General features: G+C 67.7%; 17 protein-coding genes. 7 read left to right on the forward strand and 10 right to left on the reverse strand.

What is annotated here, in order from left to right; genetic code table 11:
- Positions 1–59 precede the first annotated feature (59 nt).
- Both C503_RS0111570 and C503_RS0111575 read left to right on the forward strand, forming a co-directional pair.
- Positions 60–716 carry a TIGR03089 family protein gene (locus C503_RS0111570; RefSeq protein WP_026316187.1) on the forward strand — a complete coding sequence of 219 codons (657 nt, stop codon included), beginning with the start codon at positions 60–62 and terminating at the stop codon, positions 714–716.
- Between the two features lies 1 nt (position 717).
- A complete protein-coding gene (locus tag C503_RS0111575; RefSeq protein ID WP_018682369.1) occupies positions 718–1,488 on the forward strand; it encodes an SDR family NAD(P)-dependent oxidoreductase in 771 nt (256 codons plus the stop codon).
- Positions 1,489–1,525: 37 nt separating this feature from the next.
- Here the strand turns inward: C503_RS0111575 and C503_RS0111580 are convergent, their stop codons facing one another.
- On the reverse strand, positions 1,526–2,071 hold the full coding sequence (locus C503_RS0111580) for a DinB family protein (RefSeq protein ID WP_018682370.1): 546 nt from the start codon (positions 2,069–2,071) through the stop codon (positions 1,526–1,528).
- A gap of 716 nt (positions 2,072–2,787) precedes the next feature.
- Between C503_RS0111580 and C503_RS44485 the strand changes: the two genes are divergently transcribed.
- Both C503_RS44485 and C503_RS48850 read left to right on the forward strand, forming a co-directional pair.
- Positions 2,788–3,588, forward strand: a complete 801-nt coding sequence (locus C503_RS44485) for a TIGR04255 family protein (RefSeq protein ID WP_084477020.1) — start codon at positions 2,788–2,790, stop codon at positions 3,586–3,588.
- Complete coding sequence (locus C503_RS48850; RefSeq protein WP_156893148.1) at positions 3,575–4,102, forward strand: helix-turn-helix domain-containing protein; 528 nt, start codon at positions 3,575–3,577, stop codon at positions 4,100–4,102. The genes C503_RS44485 and C503_RS48850 overlap by 14 nt, the downstream gene beginning before the upstream one ends.
- Positions 4,103–5,206: 1,104 nt before the next feature.
- Here C503_RS48850 and C503_RS0111585 read toward each other — a convergent pair.
- From C503_RS0111585 to C503_RS0111615, 7 genes are all read right to left on the reverse strand, one after another.
- Complete coding sequence (locus C503_RS0111585) at positions 5,207–6,349, reverse strand: acyl-CoA dehydrogenase family protein (RefSeq protein ID WP_084477036.1); 1,143 nt, start codon at positions 6,347–6,349, stop codon at positions 5,207–5,209.
- Between the two features lie 87 nt (positions 6,350–6,436).
- Positions 6,437–7,057 carry a hypothetical protein gene (locus tag C503_RS0111590; protein WP_018682372.1) on the reverse strand — a complete coding sequence of 207 codons (621 nt, stop codon included), beginning with the start codon at positions 7,055–7,057 and terminating at the stop codon, positions 6,437–6,439.
- Entirely contained in the window at positions 7,054–8,811 is a 1,758-nt protein-coding gene (locus tag C503_RS43215) for a helix-turn-helix domain-containing protein (RefSeq protein WP_018682373.1), read from the reverse strand. The genes C503_RS0111590 and C503_RS43215 overlap by 4 nt, the downstream gene beginning before the upstream one ends.
- 1 nt (position 8,812) lies before the next feature.
- Positions 8,813–9,076 carry a hypothetical protein gene (locus C503_RS0111600; protein WP_018682374.1) on the reverse strand — a complete coding sequence of 88 codons (264 nt, stop codon included), beginning with the start codon at positions 9,074–9,076 and terminating at the stop codon, positions 8,813–8,815.
- 325 nt (positions 9,077–9,401) lie between these two features.
- Complete coding sequence (gene purE / locus C503_RS0111605) at positions 9,402–9,869, reverse strand: 5-(carboxyamino)imidazole ribonucleotide mutase (RefSeq protein WP_033400521.1); 468 nt, start codon at positions 9,867–9,869, stop codon at positions 9,402–9,404.
- Between the two features lie 41 nt (positions 9,870–9,910).
- Positions 9,911–11,095 (reverse strand): 5-(carboxyamino)imidazole ribonucleotide synthase, encoded by a 1,185-nt coding sequence (locus tag C503_RS0111610; protein WP_018682376.1) that lies wholly within the window; start codon positions 11,093–11,095, stop codon positions 9,911–9,913.
- Between the two features lie 12 nt (positions 11,096–11,107).
- Entirely contained in the window at positions 11,108–12,307 is a 1,200-nt protein-coding gene (locus C503_RS0111615) for a glycosyltransferase 87 family protein (protein WP_156893149.1), read from the reverse strand.
- Positions 12,308–12,889: 582 nt separating this feature from the next.
- On the opposite strand from C503_RS0111615, the gene C503_RS45860 reads away from it, so the two are divergent.
- Positions 12,890–13,957, forward strand: a complete 1,068-nt coding sequence (locus tag C503_RS45860) for an NsdA family TPR-like regulatory protein (RefSeq protein ID WP_156893150.1) — start codon at positions 12,890–12,892, stop codon at positions 13,955–13,957.
- 154 nt (positions 13,958–14,111) lie between these two features.
- Here the strand turns inward: C503_RS45860 and C503_RS39005 are convergent, their stop codons facing one another.
- A complete protein-coding gene (locus tag C503_RS39005; protein WP_018682379.1) occupies positions 14,112–14,900 on the reverse strand; it encodes a hypothetical protein in 789 nt (262 codons plus the stop codon).
- 239 nt (positions 14,901–15,139) lie between these two features.
- Here C503_RS39005 and C503_RS43220 point away from each other — a divergent pair, with 239 nt between their 5' ends.
- Together C503_RS43220 and C503_RS39015 are read left to right on the forward strand one after the other, a co-directional pair.
- A complete protein-coding gene (locus C503_RS43220; RefSeq protein ID WP_018682380.1) occupies positions 15,140–17,521 on the forward strand; it encodes a sigma-70 family RNA polymerase sigma factor in 2,382 nt (793 codons plus the stop codon).
- A 68-nt stretch (positions 17,522–17,589) separates the two neighbouring features.
- Entirely contained in the window at positions 17,590–18,129 is a 540-nt protein-coding gene (locus tag C503_RS39015; RefSeq protein ID WP_018682381.1) for a GtrA family protein, read from the forward strand.
- Positions 18,130–18,132: 3 nt separating this feature from the next.
- Here C503_RS39015 and C503_RS0111640 read toward each other — a convergent pair whose 3' ends face one another.
- Positions 18,133–19,422: a sensor histidine kinase gene (locus tag C503_RS0111640; RefSeq protein ID WP_018682382.1), complete on the reverse strand. Its 1,290-nt coding sequence runs from the start codon at positions 19,420–19,422 to the stop codon at positions 18,133–18,135.
- Positions 19,423–19,426: the final 4 nt, after the last annotated feature.

Consider the following 19,426-nt stretch of genomic DNA (forward strand, 5'->3'; position numbering starts at 1 on the left):
CATAAATCAAGGGCGAGCAGTCACGGTGGGCAATCAAGGCCGCCCCCTAAACTATCCCCATGAACCTGACCCAAGCCCTGCTATCCCCCCTCCCCCCGGCAAAACCCCTCATCACCCACTACGACGACCAAGCAGGCACTCGCATAGAACTCTCCACCGCCACCACCCTCAACTGGGCAGCCAAAACCGCCAACTGGCTAACCGAAGAACACGACATAACCCCAGGATCCACCGTAGCCATAAACCTCCCCCCACACTGGCAAACAGCCACCATCCTCCTAGGCGCCTGGTGGACCGGCGCCCACATAGTCGGCACCGACGCCGACATAACCTTCATCACCCCTGACCAGGCCCCAGGCCCCAAAACCGCCACAGTGTCCCTGGATCCCATGGGCCGAGACCTAGGCGGCTCCACCCCCACCCGCACGGATTTCATCGCAGAATCCCGCCTTTTCGGCGACGACTTCTACGGCGAAGAAGTCCCCAACACTGCGCCGGCCCTGGCCAACCTCACCATCGGGGAAATCCTCAACCACCCCAACGACCTCCCCCAAGGCACCCGCCTACTCTCCACCCACCCCTGGACCGTCCCCACCGGCATCCTCAAAGCCCTGATCGCTCCCTTGCGCGTCCAGGGCTCCCTTGTCCAGGTCACCAACCCAACCAACCTGGACAAGCACCGCCAATCCGAACGCACCACAGCAGACCTGATCTGACATGCGAACATTCACCGACAAAGTAGCGGTAGTCACCGGCGCGGCCTCCGGCATCGGCCAAGCCCTGGCCCAAGCCCTCCACAACGAAGGCGCCCAGGTAGCCGCCTCCGACATCACCCCGATAACCGCGGCCCCAGGAATCCACACCTACCACCTGGACGTCGCCGACCGAGACGCCATCTACGCCCACGCCGAACAGGTAGCCGCAGACCTCGGCCGCGTAGACATAGTCATCAACAACGCAGGCGTCGCCCTCAAAGCCACCGTCCAAGCCATGACCGACGAAGACTTCCGCTGGCTGATGGACATCAACTTCTGGGGCGTGGTGAACGGCTCTCGCGCGTTCCTACCCCACCTGACGAAGTCTCGCGGCCACCTCGTCAACATCTCCTCGGTCTTCGGCCTGATAGGCGTCCCCACCCAGAGCGCCTACAACGCCGCGAAGTTCGCCGTCCGCGGCTTCACCGAGTCCCTACGCCAGGAAATGCGCCTGACCCACACCGGCGTAGGCGTCACCTGCGTCCACCCCGGCGGCGTCAAAACCAACATCGCCCGCAACGCGCGCAGCACCGACGACTTCGAGTCCAGCTTCGAGAAAATAGCCAGAACCACCCCGGAGAAAGCCGCCCAAACCATCCTCAACGGAATCCGCCGCGACAAGGCAAGGGTCCTCATCGGCCCCGACGCCCACGTGATCGACGCCCTACCCCGCCTTTTCGCCAGCGGCTACCAAACCCTGATCGGCCCCTTCGTCCGAGGCCTGACCCGATAAGGTCCCGCGCCCCCGATAAGACGCGGGACCCACAACCTCAGCCCATCGTCTTCTGCCCGTCGATGCTCTCCCGAATGATGTCCGCATGCCCCGAGTGCTGCGACGTCTCCGCGATCAGGTGCAGCACCACGCGCCGGATCGACCGCACCGCACCCGGCTCGAACCAGGGCGCCTCCGGCAACGGGAAGGACTTGTCCAGATCGGCCGTCCGCAGGAACTCGTCCGTACGGGCCGCCACCTGCTCGTAGTTGTCCAGGAAGTCGGACAGCTTCTCGCCCGGGTTCATCCGGTGCTCGTCTTCCCAGTCCCCGATCTCGCTCATCATCAGCTCGGGCCCGCCCACCATGAACCGGTACCACGCGGCCTCGGTGGCGGTGACATGCTTGATCAGCCCACCCACCGTCAACGCACTCACCGTGCTCCGCTGCCCGGCCTGCTCATCGGTGAGCTCCCGCGCGGTGAACCGCAGAAACCCCCGATGCGCGATCAGGGTCTGCAGCAGGTCGGCCCGCTCCCCGACCAGGTCCCCGGGCGCGGCCGAGGCCGAGATCTCCAGGCTGCTGGCGGTGTCGTTGCTGCTCACGATCTGTCCCCTTTGGTCTGTCCCGGTATCGAGGACAACTCTAGGACCCCTTGCGGACAGCTTCGGTCCGCAATCCCTCGACCGTCGGAAAGAAACTCGGAAACGCCACGGCCGGGTTGTTCGTCCGAAACGAACAACCCGGCCGTGGTGCGGAAACTCAGCCCTTGAGCAGGGCGCGCGCCATCACCAGGCGCTGGATCTGGTTGGTGCCCTCGTAGATCTAGGATTTGCCACCAGGTGAGACACGACTAGCGCCACTCGCTAGCAGACCGCCTCTGGCCAGCGATTACATGCTCACCGCTTCTCTTCTCACCGCATCGCGCCTCTACCCGACGCCTGACGGCCTGTGGACGGCCTGATCTTGACGTCCGGGTAGGGCAACTCTCCATGCCCATCTGTCCGTGCCGCAGTGCTGTACGCGCCAACGGAGCTGGCACCGTGTGAGAGGTAGGGTGCAGCGCTCTGTGGGCTCTCCGGGATTCAGGGGCGGGGCCTCGGCGCCTAACCAGCTTCAGCGCCACAGGGGTTCCTACCGCTAGCCCCTCCGTCATCCCTGGCCGTGCCGTCCGCGCGGCGTGGCGCCCCGTCGCCGCCCAGACCCTGCCGCGTGGACGGCACGGCCTTGATCCCATAGAGCCAAGTTCATCAACAAGTGTGACCACAGCGGGAACTTGCCGCCCCGCCTGGACCCAGCAGTGTGAAGTACAGTGTGAAGTATGAGCATCGCCCCTGCGCCATTTGAACCCGCACCTCCAGAAGTTCCCCTTCCGGCCGCACCGCTGGTTACAGTCCTCTCGCAGATACGCTGGGTAAGCGTAACTCATCTGAAGACAAGCCTCGACACGTTCGCGAAGCGGTTCGGGGAGAAAATCTCAAACGAGTATCCGATCTACGGAGAACATCACCAAATTCAGCTAATCGTGACACCGACTGGAGCTACACAAGAGCCAGGCGGAATGGTGTATCAATTTCGTTCACCGGATGAGACATGGAAGGTTTCATTTTCTGAAGTATTCATAACACTAGAAACTTCTCGATACACTTCACGGGCGGACTTTTGTCACCGTTTTCGCCACCTCTTGGAAGTGCTCGCCGCCACTGTCGAAATTCCGATAGTAGAACGTATCGGCTTCCGCTATGTAAACCGAGTAGACAAGGCAGAAGATTACTCACGAATCACAGAGTTGGTCAACTCGCAGGCTTTGGGAATTACTCGCATACCACAGCTTGTACATTCCATAAGTGAGGCTGTTTACAAGCTCAACGATGCAAACTTGCTAGCTCGGTCGGTATTTCTTCCGCCCGAGAAGACGTTCGACCCAATCATCAAGCCGTCGCCGAATAAAAGTTGGATTCTTGATCTAGATGCCTACGTCGAAGAGCGCTCCAGCTTCTCTTCGGAAACCCTCTCGGAAACCGCATCGAAGCTTTCTGGTATTGCCTACGGATACTTCCGCTGGGCGATTACTCCAGAGTTTCTAAAAGCATATGGAGGTGGAATAAGTGACCCGCTCTAGCGCGTGGCCTACCGAATCAAACCCCATCTCTAGCAGGCTTGCAATCGGCCTTATAGGTTTGATTGTTTCAACAAACGGTGTTGCCACACGAATCAACCAAGAATGGATCGGAATCCAGCCGACGTCTGGTTTTTGGGTTCCATCCAATGCTCCTTCGAATTCTCTGACAGTCCGTTCAACTATCCATTCTCCAAGCCCGGGGCAAGAAACCTCTTCCGCCGCCCTCATAAAGAAAATTCATTCGGATTCCGGGCTAACATGGGAACAACTTGCCAAGATATTTGGTGTTTCAAGAAGAGCCCTACATCACTGGACCAATGGCGGTCGGCTAAATGCTGCAAATCTACAGAAGCTCCACGAGCTATCCATGACAGTCGGACAGCTTGAAGGGGGTCCAGAGAATAGGCGCACACACCTTTTGATGCCAGGCGACCAAGCTAAGAGCATCTATGACTTGCTGCGCGCCGATAACTCGTCAAGCGAAACCGATATCAACCGTCCAATACACCTATGACCTGCCGAAGAGGAACCATCCATTGAACGAGGAGTGTGGAGATAAGTCCACGCCGGGGTATATGCCAACATCCATGGTGTCGAAGCTACACCAGGGTGACCTGCTAGAGACAAACGGTTTGATCTCATTCGATATCGCTCACACGTTCGTCGCTATTGTTTCACAAACTTGCGATATAGTTCAAGCCAACAAACCTAATATAAGCATATCCCCCGCTGTACAACTGGACGCACACCTGATCAAGGGAGCTATCAAGGGGCAACAACCACGTTACGTCCCACTTCCCGCCTTTAGTGAGCGCTTCTTTGTCGACTTGGATTTCATTCGCAGCATCAGTAAGTCGGAAGTTCCCTATGTACGCGTACTCAGAGGACTAGAGGCTGGCAACGATACGCAGGTGAGGAGCTTTTCTCTCGCAGTCGGACGTCGATTTAGCAGGTTTGCGTTTCCCGATGAGGTCGTGCCTTGGCTTCAGCCCCTTAAGCGGGTACTGATAGACAAAGCCAATAGGGGCCGATCCCCGATGGGGTTGATCCTTGACAACGTCGTCGAATTGCGCATTGAAGCCGACAATTGGTCGAGCCCTGGGAGGTCTCTTACTATCCACGTAATAGTGAAGGCTGGATCGATTCCCGAGCTCGACGGAGAGGCCACACCCAGTCCGACAGTCTTGGAATGGTCAGATTCTAGCGGAAGAAATCGGAGAAGTCCCGCCGAAATTGCAGCGAAAATGATTGAATTGCAAACTTTGGGGACTAAAGCGCCACTAGTAGACCTGGAGTTCCTGTGGCATCAGCTGGGCGAAGCCTTCGTCGATTTGTGCATAGCTGGTGTTACACGGTTGGACGTATCGCCACAAGTCACTGAAGCAGTTGCCAGCATTTCTTGCAATATTGCGAGTGAAGATGAGTTCCCGATTAGCAAGGTTCGCAAGTCGGAATCGCTCGACCTTGATCACTTGTCGCCGCCTCTGCCAGAAGGAGTGTAGCAACCAACGGCTCTAGAGAGCATCCAGATTTTCGGGCGGCCTAATCCTACAGACGGCCTGGGGACGGCCTCACCATAGAATTCAGCCGTCCCCAGGAATCGTCCAGCAAGATCCATCTATCCCTTGAGCAGGGCGCGCGCCATCACCAGGCGCTGGATCTGGTTGGTGCCCTCGTAGATCTGGGTGATCTTGGCGTCGCGCATCATCCGCTCCACCGGGAAGTCGCGTGTGTACCCGGCCCCGCCAAACAGCTGGACCGCGTCCGTGGTGACCTCCATGGCCGTATCCGACGCATACGTCTTCGCCGCGCTCGAAGCGAACGAGCCGCCCGGCTCGCCGCGCTCCACCTTCGCCGCCGCCGCGTACACCAGGTGGCGGGCGGCTTCGACCTTCATGGCCATGTCGGCCAGCATGAACTGGATGCCCTGGAACTCCGCGATGGCCTTCCCGAACTGCTTGCGGTCCTTGACATACGCGACCGCCGCGTCCAACGCACCCTGCGCGATCCCCAACGCCTGCGCGCCGATCGAGTGCCGCGTGTGGTCCAGCGTCCGCAGCGCGAGCCGCAGCCCCTGGCCGGGTTCGCCGATGATGCGCTCGCCCGGCACCAGGCAGTTCTCGAAGTAGATCTCGCGGGTCGGCGAGCCCTTGATGCCGAGCTTGCGTTCCTTCGGGCCGACCGAGAAGCCCGGGTCGTCCTTGTGCACCATGAACGCGGAGATGCCGTCGGCGGGCTTGGCCGCGTCCGGGTCGGTGACCGCCATCACCGTGTACCAGCTGGACTCGCCCGCGTTGGTGATCCAGCACTTGGTGCCGTTGAGCACCCAGTCGTCGCCGTCGCGGCGGGCGCGGGTGCGCATCGAGGCGGTGTCGGAGCCTGCCTCGCGCTCGGACAGCGCGTACGAGGCGAGTTCGCCTGCCGCGATCGAGGGCAGGACGAGCTTCTTGAGCTCCTCGGAGCCGCCCAGGATCAGGTTCATCGTGCCGAGCTTGTTGACCGCCGGGATGAGCGCGGACGAGGCGCAGACCCGGGCGACCTCCTCGATGACGATGTTGGTCGCCACCGAGTCCGCGCCCTGGCCGTCGTAGGCCTCCGGGATGTGCGGGGCGGCGAACCCGGCCTTGTTCAGCGCGGCCAGGGCCTCGGCGGGGAACCGCTGGTCCTCGTCGACCGCCGCCGCGTGCGGTGCGATCTCCTTCTCGGCGAGGTCGCGCACGGCCTCGCGCAGCGCGTTGTGCTCGTCGCCGAGCTGGTACAGCCCGTACCCCGCGTCCACTGTTACCTCCCGGTAGCCACCGACTCCGCTGCCGATGTTAGCGCGCGTTCACTAGGCCCGCGTGCGCGCTCACTGGAACAGCGCGACCGGGGCCAGCACCAGCCTGCGGTCCCGCCGTTTCCAGTCCAACGGCCGCGCCAGGCAGTACGCGGCGAACACCCCCTCCGGCAGCCGGGTGCGCAGGTCGGCGAGCCGACAGGTGACCTGCACGCGCGGGGCCTGGGCGGGGTCCGGTGGGTCGCCGAAGGGTGCGGCGAGCGTGACCGTGTCCGCGTTCTGTGCGACGGCCCGGAAACTGCCCTTGAGCACCACGAACCCGTCCAGGTCGCGCAGCCGCCTGCGGCGCGGGTCCCGGCCGAACCGGTCCCCGAGCGCGCGGCTGCCCGGCCTGCCCACGCCCAGCTCCAACGCGCGCAGGTCGACGTGCACGAGCTCGTCGGCGGCATCGAGCGCGGCGAGGATGTCGGTTATCTCCTCGGCTGGCGTGTCCTCCGGCCCGGTGGGCAGGTCCCCCAGCGGCGCGCGGTCCAGGAAGTAGCCGACCCGCACCGGCCGGTGCCGGTATCGGGGCCGACCGGTGTACTCGACCAGCAGCACGGTCCCTGCCACCAGGACGCACCCGAACGTGACCAGCCAGAGCAGTGCCCACGGCCACCACACGCCCCACCACAACGGATCCCCGGAGATCATCCGCAGTCACCCACCCTGGTCACCAGCCGGTCGAGGTTCGGCAATGTCGGCAGCACCGCGGAGATGCCCGCGCGCAGCGTCGGAACGGACAACCCGCGTCGGGTGATCGCGTCGGTGAACGCCGCGGGATCGCTCACCACCCGATAGCCCAACCGGACGGCCCGGTCCCGCACCGCCGGTTCACTGGCCACCAGCTCACCGAGCTGTCTGCCCACGGGGCTCTGCGCGAGGAACGACACCGGCAGCGGCATCGCCGGGCGCGGGTAGAGCAGGACGAGGTCGTCGTCCCGGTGCTGGAACTGCTCGGCGAAGAACAGGTTCTCCGCCAGCACCGACACCGGCGCCCGGCCGCTCGCCGATGCGGCCCCGGTGGTCACGGGCTGGAGTCCCTGGGAGAGGACCAGCGGCCGCATCCGACTGGCCAGCTCGTCGGCCGCCCGGACGTCCGCAACCGGCTGGAACTGCGCCTGGACGAACGCGACCAGCCCTAGGTAGGCCTCGCCGAGCGCGGACTGGCAGGCATCCGGGCTGCTCACCACCACCGGCGACCGGTCGTCGGCCATTCCGAGGTCGGCCCAGGTCGGCGCGCGGTCCAGCAGGTCGAGCAGGTTGGCCATGTCCAGGTCGTAGTACGGGTTGCCGCGCTGCCGGGTGATCACCTTCCGCTCGCCGGTGCCGTCGGCCAGCGCGACCGCGTAGGACCGGCCCGCGACCAGCACGAGCTGGGTGGTCAACGGCTGGGTCGCGTAGAGGTAGCGGCCTGCCGCGGTGCGGTCGGCGGAGATGGCGTTGGCCTGGGCCTCGCCGGTGACCAGCACGAAGTCGGCCGCGTCCCGGTTGGCGACGGTGTCCGGCCGGTCCGACACGGTCACCGAGACGCGCAGGTTGTGCCGCATCAACGCGGTGCGCACGGCGTCGTCGTCGAACAGCGCGGCCAGCTGGCCGCCGACCACGCCGGTGATCGACACGACCGAGCTGAACGGCAGCACCACCGTCGCCGACACCAGCAGCAGCACGACACCGATCACCGCCATCAGTGACAACGGCAGCAGCTTGCGCAGCAGTCGCGGCCGTAAGAACCACCGCCCCGCGCCGGGCAGCACGGTCAGATACGGCTCCTCGCGGTCACGCTCGACCGGGTCGCACAACCGCTCCCAGGCCGCGTCCCACGCCTTCGGCTCGACCACGCCGCAGGCCACCACGAACGCGGTCACCACGTCCCGGTTCGGCAGCCGGTCCCGTTTCAGCACGTCGTGCAGGGTGCTGACGGGCAGCGTGTGCCCGGCCTCGCCCGCCCGGACGGACAACTCGCGCAGCGACGGGTTCCCGGTCACCACCCGCAGCTCGCGCAGCGCGGCCATGAACTCGGCGGGCGTGGCGACCTGCCGCGGGTCGATCACCGAGCCCACCACCTCCCGGCTCGGCTCGGGCGGGTCGTCGGTCTCCTCCTCTGGCGGCTCCGCGACCGGCGGCGGCAGGTCGGCCGCCCGGTCCACCTCGGCCTTGGCGGCCGACCACCGGCGCTGCCAGGCTTCCTCGTCGCCCGCGCAGGCCAGGACGAACGCCCTGGTCACCGGCCAGGTCGGCAGCTTGCGCCCGGACGCGGCGGCGGCCAGCACGCCGTGCGTGTAGTTGGCGATCCCGGCCAGGTCGCGGTACGAGTGTCCGGCCTGTTCGCGCAGCTCCCGCAGGCCGAGCGCGAACCGCGCGACCGGGCCCGCATCGGGATCGATCGGGTTCTCCCGTCGGGGCACGTCAGCCGACCGGGACGGGGTCGGCCGCCCACCCCAGCACCCGGTGGGTCACCTCGGCGAGCACCACCAGGTCCAACGCCAACCCGACGCCCGACGGCGTCAACACGCCCTGGAACAACAACCCCACGACGGACGCGAGCACGATGAGCACCACACACACGCGGGCCTGACCCAACGGCAACCGGGGCAGGCACAGCGGACCGGACAACCGGACGACCGGACGCCATGGGAACGGACTGACCAAGACGGATCTGCCGGCGCGCATCACGCTCTCCCCTCTCGGACTGGACGCGACCGAGGACGGCGGCCGCCGAGAGAGATCGTGATCCAGGACACACCCGCCCGTACAGGGCACGTTGGCGGTGTTTTCTTGTCCGGCCGGGGGTGCACAGGACGTACCGGCACCGGACAGGACAATGCCCGACAACGTCAGGACAACCCGGGTTTCCGCAGCTCACCGCCGTCCGGACGGATACGGCCGAGTGGCCGGGACGGCGTCGGCGCCCGGACGGCGGGCCTGATCGAGTCCATCGTGGAGGATGCCCCGGACGAGTGATGCCATCCGGGGCCTTCGGGCAGGTCCGAACAGCTCAGAGGGACGCGCGCAGCGCCTCGTCCTTGCGCAGCACCATCTGCTCCAGCTCCGCCTGGAACGCCGACACGCGCGCGCGCAGGCCCGCGTCCGCCGCGGCCAGAATGCGCACGGCCAGCAGGCCCGCGTTCCGGGCGCCGCCGATGGAGACCGTGGCGACCGGGATGCCCGCGGGCATCTGCACGATCGACAGCAGCGAGTCCATGCCGTCCAGGTGCTTGAGCGGCACCGGAACGCCGATCACCGGCAGCGGGGTGGCCGAGGCGACCATGCCCGGCAGGTGCGCGGCCCCGCCCGCGCCCGCGATGATCACCTTGAGGCCGCGATCGGCGGCGGTGCCCGCGTAGTCCAGCATGCGGTGCGGGGTGCGGTGCGCGGAGACCACGCTGACCTCGTGCGAGATCTCGAACTCGGCCAGCGCCTCGGCGGCGAGCCGCATGACCGGCCAGTCCGAGTCACTGCCCATGATCACGCCGACGGTCGGGTTGTCTGTCACCGGTGATGCTCCTAGTGGATCTCGTGGCCGTCGAGCCAGGTGGCGGTGGACAGCCAGTGCGCGGCCAGTCTGGCGCGCTCGCGGACCTGGGTCATGTCCGTGCCGAGGAACGTGACGTGTCCGACTTTGCGACCCGGCCGTTCCTGTTTGCCGTAGTAGTGGACGCGCGCGTCGCGGAACCGGGCGAACAGGTGGTGCAGCCGTTCATCCACACCCATCGCAGGAGCGGTGGCGGCACCCAGCACGTTGGCCATCACGACGGCCGGGGCGACCTGGTCGGTGGCGCCAAGCGGGTAGTCCAGGACGGCGCGCAGGTGCTGCTCGAACTGCGAGGTCAACGCGCCCTCGATGGTCCAGTGGCCGGAGTTGTGCGGGCGCATGGCGAACTCGTTGACGACCACGCCGCCGTCGGTCTCGAACAGCTCGACGGCCAGCACCCCGACCACGTCCAGCTCGGTCGCCACCCGCAGGGCCAGGTCCTGCGCGGCCTCGGCGAGACCGGGGTCGAGACCGGGCGCGGGCGCGAGCACCTCGACGCAGATGCCGTCGACCTGCACGGTCTCCACGACCGGCCAGCACGCCCCCTGCCCGAACGGCGACCGGGCGACCAGCGCGGCCAGCTCGCGGCGCATGGTCACCTTCTGCTCGACCAGCAGCGGCGTGCCCGCGGCCAGCAGCTCCGGCACCAGGTCGGTGGCGGCCGCGGCCGAGTCGAGCAGCCAGACACCGCGCCCGTCGTAGCCGCCGCGCGCGGCCTTGAGCACACACGGCCAGCCGACGGCGTCGCCGAACTTCAGCACGTCGGAGACATCGGTGACCTCGGCGAACTCCGGGATCGGCAGCCCGAGGGCGGCGAGCTTGCGGCGCATGACGAGCTTGTCCTGGGCGTGCACGAGCGCGTCCGGCCCCGGGTACACCTTCACGCCATCGGCGACCAGCGCCCGCAGGTGCTCGGTCGGCACGTGCTCGTGGTCGAACGTCAGCACGTCCACCCCCGCGGCGAACCCGCGCAGCGCGTCGAGATCCGTGTGGTGACCGAGGGTCACGTTCGGCGACACGAGGGGCGCGGGCTCATCGGCGGTGACCGCGAGCACGCGCAACGACTGACCGAGAGCGACCGCGGCCTGGTGCGTCATCCGCGCCAGCTGCCCGCCGCCGACCATCCCGACCACGGGGAAACCGGTGCGTTCGTCCACGAGCAGGGCACTCTACCCACCCCTACGGACGTGCCTGACCAGCAGGATCACCCCAGCCACCAACGGCACGAGCAGGTAGGCGCTGCCGATCACGTACTCGGCGGCCGTCCACTCGAACTCGACCGCCTTGCCGTTGCGCATCGCGAGCAGCACACAACTGGCGAACACCAGGACAACCGCCGCCACCGGGGCGATCGCGCGCCAGCGGGGGGCGGGCAGCGGATCGGGGAGGCGAGAGAGAAGGTAGACGGTGAGCGGGACGACCCACACCCAATGGTGTGACCAGGACACCGGGCTGACCAGCAGACCGAAGAACGCACTGATCAGCAAGGCGGGCAGCGGGCTGTCCGCCTTGTGCAGCCGCCGCACCCAGATCGCACACGGCACGGCCAGCACGACCGCGATCGGCGCCACTACCCGCATCGACCAGTCGGCATTGTCGGTCAACCTGAGCACGAGCCCGTTGAGCGACTGGTTGCCCGCCCAGTAGATCGGCCCGATGCGCTGCGGATCCTGGACGGCGGTGCCCCAGAACTGGCTGACGTCGTGCCGGATCAGCGCGAACATCACCAGCTGCAACAGCACGAAACCGGCCAGCGCCCGAACGGCGTCGGCACGCCTGCCGGTGAGCAGCAGGTGCGCCACGAAGATCAGCGGGGTCAGCTTCACCGCCGCCGCGACGCCGATCAGGATCCCGCCGTACCGCTTGTTCGGGCCGATGAGCAGCACGTCGACCACGACCAGGGCCATCAGCACGATGTTGATCTGCCCGAGGAAGATCGTGCGCCACACCGGTTCGAGCCCGAGCGCGATGATGCCGATCAGGACCGCGGTCCGGGGCGTGGTCATCCACTGTGGACGGTCGGGGAGGCGGTCAAGGCAGATCTTGATCACCCAGGTGAGCAGCAGGATGGAGACAGCCGCCAGGATTCCCCAGGCCACCTGTGTGGACACGAGCGCGAGCGGCACGAACAGCAGCGCCGCGGTGGGCGGGTAGGTGAACGGCAGCCGCGCCCAAGACGGTTCCGCGCTCAGCGCCATGCTGTCGTAGAGGGGCTCTCTCTTCAGGAGCGCCACCGCTCCAGACCGGTAGACCGCGTTGTCGACCCCGAGGTGCCACCCCAGCCGCCAACCGACTATCCCCGCGACGATGCAGACAACGGGGAAGAACAGCAACGCGACCAGGGACGGCCGGGTACGCAGGGTAGACACAGTCACAGCAAATCATGCCGCGCGCCTGCCCCGCCGCACCCCTGTGGACAAGCCGCCGCATGCCTGTGGCTGCTACCGGTAGCGTGGAAACCGGGGGTTCCCCGGCGAGTTGCCCACAGCCCCGCTGAACCATCCCCAGGCCGCACACCACCACTTGACGAGCCCGCACACCACGGCGCCTGTGGACAGCTCCGCGCACAACCTCGCCTACCAGCGGTAACGTAGAAATCCGGGGATCCCCCGCGACCGATCCACAGGCCGCCGAACAGTCCCCAGGGACACGCCTGGCCTTGACCAACGCGCACCCCACCTCCCCGGTGGGCGACTCCAGGCACAACCCGCCTACCAGCGGTCGCGAGCTGTCTATTTCCCCTCGAAAGTTTCAGGCGGCGCCGTCACTTGCGTCGAGGGAACGTATGTCGTTGCAGCTGCCAGGGGTTATTGATCGAGCCGATATGTGCGGTTGTCACCGGCGATATGCGAAAGATATGCCCTTGAGGCATCACCCCGGACATGGACCGCGATCCAATCACGTTGTGCTGTCGATCGGCTACGGTGTGCCAGAGTGTGCGGGAGCAGGCAGTGAACGCCAACAGTGCGAGCCCTGCCCAGCAGGAGAAAGAGGCCGTGGACCCGATGCCCGATCGACGCGATTTCCTGGGGTTATTGGCAAAGATCACGATGGGCGCGAGCCTCACCGCGGCGGACCTCGCGGTTCTCGCGTCCCCGACCACTCCGACCCCCGCACCTTCCCGGGTCGGGGCGACCGAGGCGCGCCAGCTCGCCGACATGGCCGAGGCGTTGTGGGGGCAGGAGAAGAGCTCGGGCGGCGGGACAGTGCGGGAAGCCGCTATCGCCCAAGTGCGATGGGCAAGGCAATTGCTGGGCGCGACGCATACCGACGAGGTGGAACAGGACCTACGGATTACGTTGTCGGATCTGCTCAGACTATGCGGCTGGTCGTCATATGATCTGAGGATGTCGGGATCGGCGGTGCGCTATCTCGGGCAGTCAGCCATCGAAGCCGAGGAATCGGGCGACCGAATGCGGTCGGCGTTGGCCCTGGACTGCGTCGCGCGCGTCTATGTCCGGGCCGGGTACCTCGACGAAGCGCTGAACATCGTCGACGTGGGGACCATTCCCGCCGAACGTGCCCAGGCCCATGAGGTCACGGCGTGGCTGATGTCCACCAAAGCCCGCACCTACGCGACCGCGGGCAACAAGACCGCGGCCCACGACGCGCTGACGGCGGCCGCGGACGCGCTCACCAAGGTCACGCCATCCCGGAGCCACTGGAGCTACACCGAGCGCACCCTGGCCGCGGAAACCGGCAAAGTCCTGGCCACCCTCGCGGTACGGGATAGAGCGCACTGCCCAGCCGCGATCGAAGCCCTCACCGACTACACCGCCCAGACCGACCCCGGCAAAGCCAAACGCCATGCGTTCGGCATGTCCAACCTCGCCATCTGCCACGTACTGGGCGGCGACGTGGCACTCGGGGTCCGGATCGGCCACCAGACCGCCGACGCCGCCGACGACATCCACTCACGACTCCTGCGCGACCAACTCACCACACTCGCGGCGGCCGCCCGCCGACACCCCACCGACGGCGACGCGACCGATCTCGCCCACCGCCTCATCCGAACCTAGTGGTGCGACCAACGCCCCCTCGTCGGGCCGACACCCCTGTGGACAAGCCAGCGCACAGCCTCGTCTACCAGCGGTAGCGTAGAAAACAGGGGTCCCCTGTGACCTGTCCACAAGGCCGTGAACAGTCCACAGGGGCACACCACGAGTTGACAGGTCAGGCGCGGCCGATGCCGTGGACCAGGTGTTGGGCCGACGACTCCGAGCCGGGCAGTCGTTGTACCCGGATGTCCGGACGGCCAAGCGCGCCCAGGTCCGGATCCACCGCGAACCGGTCGTTGATCAGCAGTCGAGCGTCGGTAGCCCGCTCCGACAGCCGTGCATCCCGTTCCGCCAGCACGACCGCCACCGACGGCCCCAACACGGCAACGCTCTCCCCGCCGTCGAATACCGACCGCAGGACGTCTCCCGCCAGGACCATCGCCATCAGTCGGGGCCATCCCACCACCCGGCTCAGGTTCAGGCTGACCACCAGCAGCACAAACCGCTCGGAGGGGCAGAACCCGTCCCGCCGTCCCTTGGCATAGACCTCGCCCAGTCGCACCCGCAGGTAGTCCGCACTGGCCTGACCGGACAACGAGTCCGTCGCCTCCCCCGCGTGCCGCTGCCCCAACGCCGCATCCACCCACGCAAGCGCGGTGGCGCGGATCAATGTGGGCGGCGTTGCGTCCGGATCGGCGACAGCCTTCACTCCCGTCGGCGTCTCCAGGACCGCGCACAGGGCGGCCAGGTCGCCGAGGGTTTCGTCGAGGCTGGCACCGGTGAGGGCGCGGGCGCGGGCCAGGTCGCCGAGGGCACCGACCGGGTCGTCGCCTGCCAGGACCGCGGCGCAGACGTCATCCACCTCCGGGACGCCCCAGTCGCTGGGGTAGCGCCAGCCCGCGGTGAGGCTCGCGGTGCGCCATCTCGCGCGCAGGTCGCGCAGGGCCCAGTCGGTACCGGTCATACCGGTGTCGTCGGGGTGCCACCGCGATCCCGCTTCCCGTACCGCCACAGCCTGGTTCCCTTCGCCGGTTCCATGGGAGATGACGCCGCGCGGTTGCGGTTGTGACGCGAAACGGGTGAATATCTGGTGCATCCCCCGCGCGAGTGATGCGTGACGCGCCGCTGAGCTTCCGTCACACTATGTCGCGGAGCGCGGTCCGCCCGGTGTCCGCAGGCCGCGCGCGAGCCCGAGGGAGCACCGTGACGACCGTTCCGGCCGAGTTCGACGGCCCGAGTGACGCCGAGCTGATCGAGGCCGTGCGCGGGGGCACCATCTCGGCCTACGGCTCGCTCTACGAGCGGCACGTGGCGGCCGCGCGCAACCTGGCCCGGCAGCTGGCGCGGTCCTCGGCGGAGGCCGACGACCTGGTGTCGGAGGCGTTCGCCAAGGTGCTGGAGACGCTGCGGCAGGGGCGCGGGCCGGACGCGGCGTTCCGCGCCTACCTGCTGACCGCGCTGCGGCACACCGCCTACGACAAGACGCGGCGGGACCGGAAGGTCGAGTTCTCCGACGACATCTCGCAGGTCAGCGGCATCAGCATGGACGCGGTGAGCATCCCGTTCGCGGACCCGGCGGTGGCCGGGCTGGAGCGCTCACTGGCGGCGCAAGCGTTTGCGAAGCTGCCGGAGCGGTGGCAGGCGGTGCTCTGGCACACCGAGATCGAGGGCCAGTCGCCCGCCGAGGTCGCGCCCATCCTCGGGCTGACGCCGAACGGCGTGTCGGCGCTGGCCTACCGGGCCAGGGAGGGGCTCAAGCAGGCATACCTGCAGGTCCACCTGGCGGAGACGTCCGCGGAACGGTGCCGGGCCACCGCCGACCGGCTCGGCGCGTGGGTACGCGGCGGGCTGTCCAAGCGGGAGACGGCGCAGGTCGAGGCGCACCTGGACGAGTGCGAGCGGTGCCGGGCGCTGGCCGCGGAGCTGACCGATGTGAACAGCGGGCTGCGACTGTTCATCGCGCCGCTGGTGCTGGGCCCGCTCGCGGTCACCGGGTACCTGTCGGCGGCGAAGGCGTCGGCCGCCGTAGGAGCGGCCGCGGTGACGGCCGGGGCGGCGGGCAGCGCGGTCGTGGCGGGTGGCGCGAGTGGTGGCAGCGGGTCGGGCGGGGTGCTCGGCCTGGCGACGAGCGTGCCCCGGCAGTTGATCGCGACGGCGGCATCCGGGGTGGCGCTGGTGACGGCCGTGGTGATCGGCGTGGTGTCGACCCCGGACCATCCGGAGGTCCCGGCGGCGGCCACGCAGAGCCAGCCGCCGCCGACGACCAGACCCACGACCCGACCGCCCACGACGACGCCCCCGATCACCCAGGTACCGGCCGAGCCGCCCGCCGAACCCGAGCCGACGCCCACCACGACCGAGGAACAGGTCCCCCCGGTCACCACGACCACCCCCGAAGCGACGACGACCCCCGCTCCCACCACCACGGCACCCCCGACGACCACGGCACCACCCACGACCACCACCCCGGCGCCGCCCGGCCCGCCGAGGCTGATGGTGTCCGGGCCGGGCGACACGGTGTCGTTGACGCCAGGATCGCCCACCGACGTGCCGATCACGGTCCGCAACAGCGGCGAGAGTTTGTCCGCGCCGGTCGTCGCCACGCTGCCGCTGCCCAGCGGCGTCCGCGCCGAGCAGGCCGGGCCGAGCAGGCTCGCGGGTGAGCCGATGCTGCGGCTCGACCCGGCGCCCGGCCCCCAGGAGGCGACCGTCTACTGCGGTCCGGGCAGCGGGACCGTGGTGTGCCGCACGGCGGGCGGGCTGGCGCCGGGCGCGTCCGTGACGCTGGTGTACCGGCTGGTCGCGGACGACGCGCGGATCACCACGCAGACCGTCGGGTCGCTCAGCGCGGGCGAGGAGATGTTCGAGTTCACGCTGGCCATCGAGGTCGTGCCGCTGAACGACGACGTCTCACTGCGCGCGGCGGTCGAGCAGCCGGGCCTGTTGGGCAAGGTGTGGCCGTGGAACCGGCCGACGCGGGTCGCGGCGTGGGCGTCGAACGCGGGCGAGAGCACCAAGCCGGTGGCGGTGACCTTCGAGGGCGCCGACACCGATGTCCGGTTCATGACGTCGAGCAGCCCGGTGACCTGCACTCCCGGGGAGAACGTGCTGAGCTGCGTGAGCGACGCGCCGCTGGCGCCGGGCGACGAGGTCAAGATCGTCGTGGTCACCCGGCGCGACCACGGCGACGATGACGATGACAATGACGACGAAAGCCTGGCGTCCCGGGGCCGCGACCGGCAGCTGACCGTGCGCGCGGTGCTGGGCCGGGACGCGGAGACGGTCACCGTGCGGCTGAGCCATCACCACCACGGCGACCACGAGCCGACGCACCCGCCGACGACCACGACCAAGCCCCCATCGACGTCGACAGCGACCACCGGGCCCCCGACCACCACGGGCACGCCACCGACGACCACCACGACACCACCGCACACGACCACGCCCCCGCAGACGACCACCCAACCCCCGACCACGGTGACACCCACAACGACGACCCGCCCCAAACCGCCGATCCTCGTCCCGGAACACCACCCGCTGATCTGTTTGGAGATCGGCATCGGGCTGTTTGTCCGGAATTGCTGACGTGACCCACGCGACTTGCCGCACAACCCTGGCCGGTGGCGCTGATCAGGGCGGATAGACTTCGCGCCATGGCCATGGTTGAGTCGTTGCTGGCCCGCTTCCCCGAGCGGGTCCGGGTGCAGTTGATCAAGCACCGGGAGCTGTTGAAGTTCGCGGTGGTCGGCGGCATCTGCTTTGTGGTGACGAACGCGGTGAACTACGCGCTCAAGCTCACCGTGCTCAATCGGAACCCGGTGACGGCATTGGCCATCGCGGTGATCATCGCCACGATCGTCTCCTACATCCTGAACCGGGAATGGTCGTTCCGGGACCGCGGCGGCCGTGAGCGCCAGCACGAGGCGGCGCTGTTCTTCCTGATCAGCGGCATCGGCGTCGGCTTGAACGCGCTGCCGCTGTACGTGTCCCGCTACTTCCTGCACCTGCAGGTACCGAATGTGACGCTGCTGACGCAGGAGATCGCCGACTTCGGGTTCGGCATCATCCTGGGCACGCTGGTCGCGATGGTGTTCCGCTGGTGGGCGTTCAAGAGGTACGTATTCCCGCAGGCCGGGGCGCGGGTTCGGCGGTTGCGGCCGGTTACCTCGAACGACGAGGAACGCGCGGCCTGAGAATCAGCGCGGCGACCGTTCCGTCGGCCAGCGGACGCCGCGCACGTTGCCCGCCTTGGGCACCGGAAGGAATACCGAGAACGTCGCCGGGCGGGCCGCGGAAAGCTCCAGCCTGCCCCCGTCGGAATCGATGAGAGCGCGGGCGAGCGCCAGTCCCAAACCGGTCGACCCGGCGCCCGAAACGCCGCGTTCGAATATGTGCGGGGTCAATTCGTCCGGCACGCCGTTGCCCGCGTCGGTCACCTCGATCACCACCGTGTCGGCCGCGACCGACTCGCCCGCGCGCGCGGACAGCGTCACCGTGCCGTCGCCGTGCCGGAGGGCGTTGTCCAGCAGCACGCCGATCGCCTCGCGCAGCCGGGCGGGCGTGACGCGGGCGAGCAGGCCGGGGGTCAGCCGCAATCGCAGCGAGCGGCCTTCCTGGCGCAGCACCTCGCGCCAGTCGTCGGCGATCGTGCTCAGCTCACGGGTCAGGTCGACCGGTTCGGCGCCCACCGCGCGTGCCTCCCGGGCGGCGGCGAGCAGCTCGTCCAGCACGTCCGCGAGTCGTTCCGCCTGCTCCAGGGCTTCCCGGGCCTCGGCGGCGGCGTCCTCGTCCGGCACGGTCGTGAGCGCCTCCAGGCGGAGCTGGAGCGCGGTCAACCGGCTGCGCAGCTGGTGGGAGACGTCGCCGACGAGATCTCGTTCTCGCTGCACGAGCTGGGCCAGCGCGGTGGCCGAGGCGTCCAGCGCCTCCGCGACCATGTCCAGCTCGTGCAGGTCGTAGCGGGCCTTGTCGAGCCGGAAGTCGCCCGCGCCCAGCCTGCTGGCCCGGTCGGCCACGTGCCGCAGCGGGCGGGCCAGCCGCCGCGCGGTGACCATCGCCACCAGCGTGCCGACCGCCACGGTGAGCACCACCACCAGCGCGACCAGCGCCGCGACCTGGGTCTGGTGGGTGCGCATGGGCTCGGCGTCGATCTGCAGTCGGACCTGGCCCTGGCCGAGGATGGTGGCCTCCTCGGTGATCATGTCCGGGACCGGGGCAGGCCCCATCACCCGGTCCTGCTCGCCCGGGATCGACACCGTGAGCCGACCGCCGGTGGGCACCGCCAACTGCACCTTCGTCAGGTCGACGGGCCGGTGGTTGGCGATCTCGTCGTCCAGGATGGCCACGATCTGCTGCGCGCGGACGGCCAGGTCCTCGCGCGTGAGGCTCTCCACCACCTGAAGCGCGGAGTAGCCCAGCGGGATGCCCAGGGCGCAGGCGGTCACCGCGACCGCCAACAGGATCGCGAGCAGGATGCGACGGCGCACGCGC

Origin of the sequence: Actinokineospora enzanensis DSM 44649, assembly GCF_000374445.1 — a bacterium.
Classification (GTDB): Bacteria; Actinomycetota; Actinomycetes; order Mycobacteriales; family Pseudonocardiaceae; genus Actinokineospora; species Actinokineospora enzanensis.

Coding starts and splice junctions, on each gene's coding strand:
- C503_RS0111590 (WP_018682372.1), bottom strand. CDS start 7,057: ATGATCTCCGGGGATCCGTTGTGGTGGGGCGTGTGGTGGCCGTGGGCA.
- C503_RS0111570 (WP_026316187.1), top strand. CDS start 60: ATGAACCTGACCCAAGCCCTGCTATCCCCCCTCCCCCCGGCAAAACCC.
- C503_RS0111600 (WP_018682374.1), bottom strand. CDS start 9,076: ATGCGCGCCGGCAGATCCGTCTTGGTCAGTCCGTTCCCATGGCGTCCG.
- C503_RS39005 (WP_018682379.1), bottom strand. CDS start 14,900: ATGACCGGTACCGACTGGGCCCTGCGCGACCTGCGCGCGAGATGGCGC.
- C503_RS44485 (WP_084477020.1), top strand. CDS start 2,788: ATGAGCATCGCCCCTGCGCCATTTGAACCCGCACCTCCAGAAGTTCCC.
- purE (WP_033400521.1), bottom strand. CDS start 9,869: ATGGGCAGTGACTCGGACTGGCCGGTCATGCGGCTCGCCGCCGAGGCG.
- C503_RS39015 (WP_018682381.1), top strand. CDS start 17,590: ATGGCCATGGTTGAGTCGTTGCTGGCCCGCTTCCCCGAGCGGGTCCGG.
- C503_RS0111575 (WP_018682369.1), top strand. CDS start 718: ATGCGAACATTCACCGACAAAGTAGCGGTAGTCACCGGCGCGGCCTCC.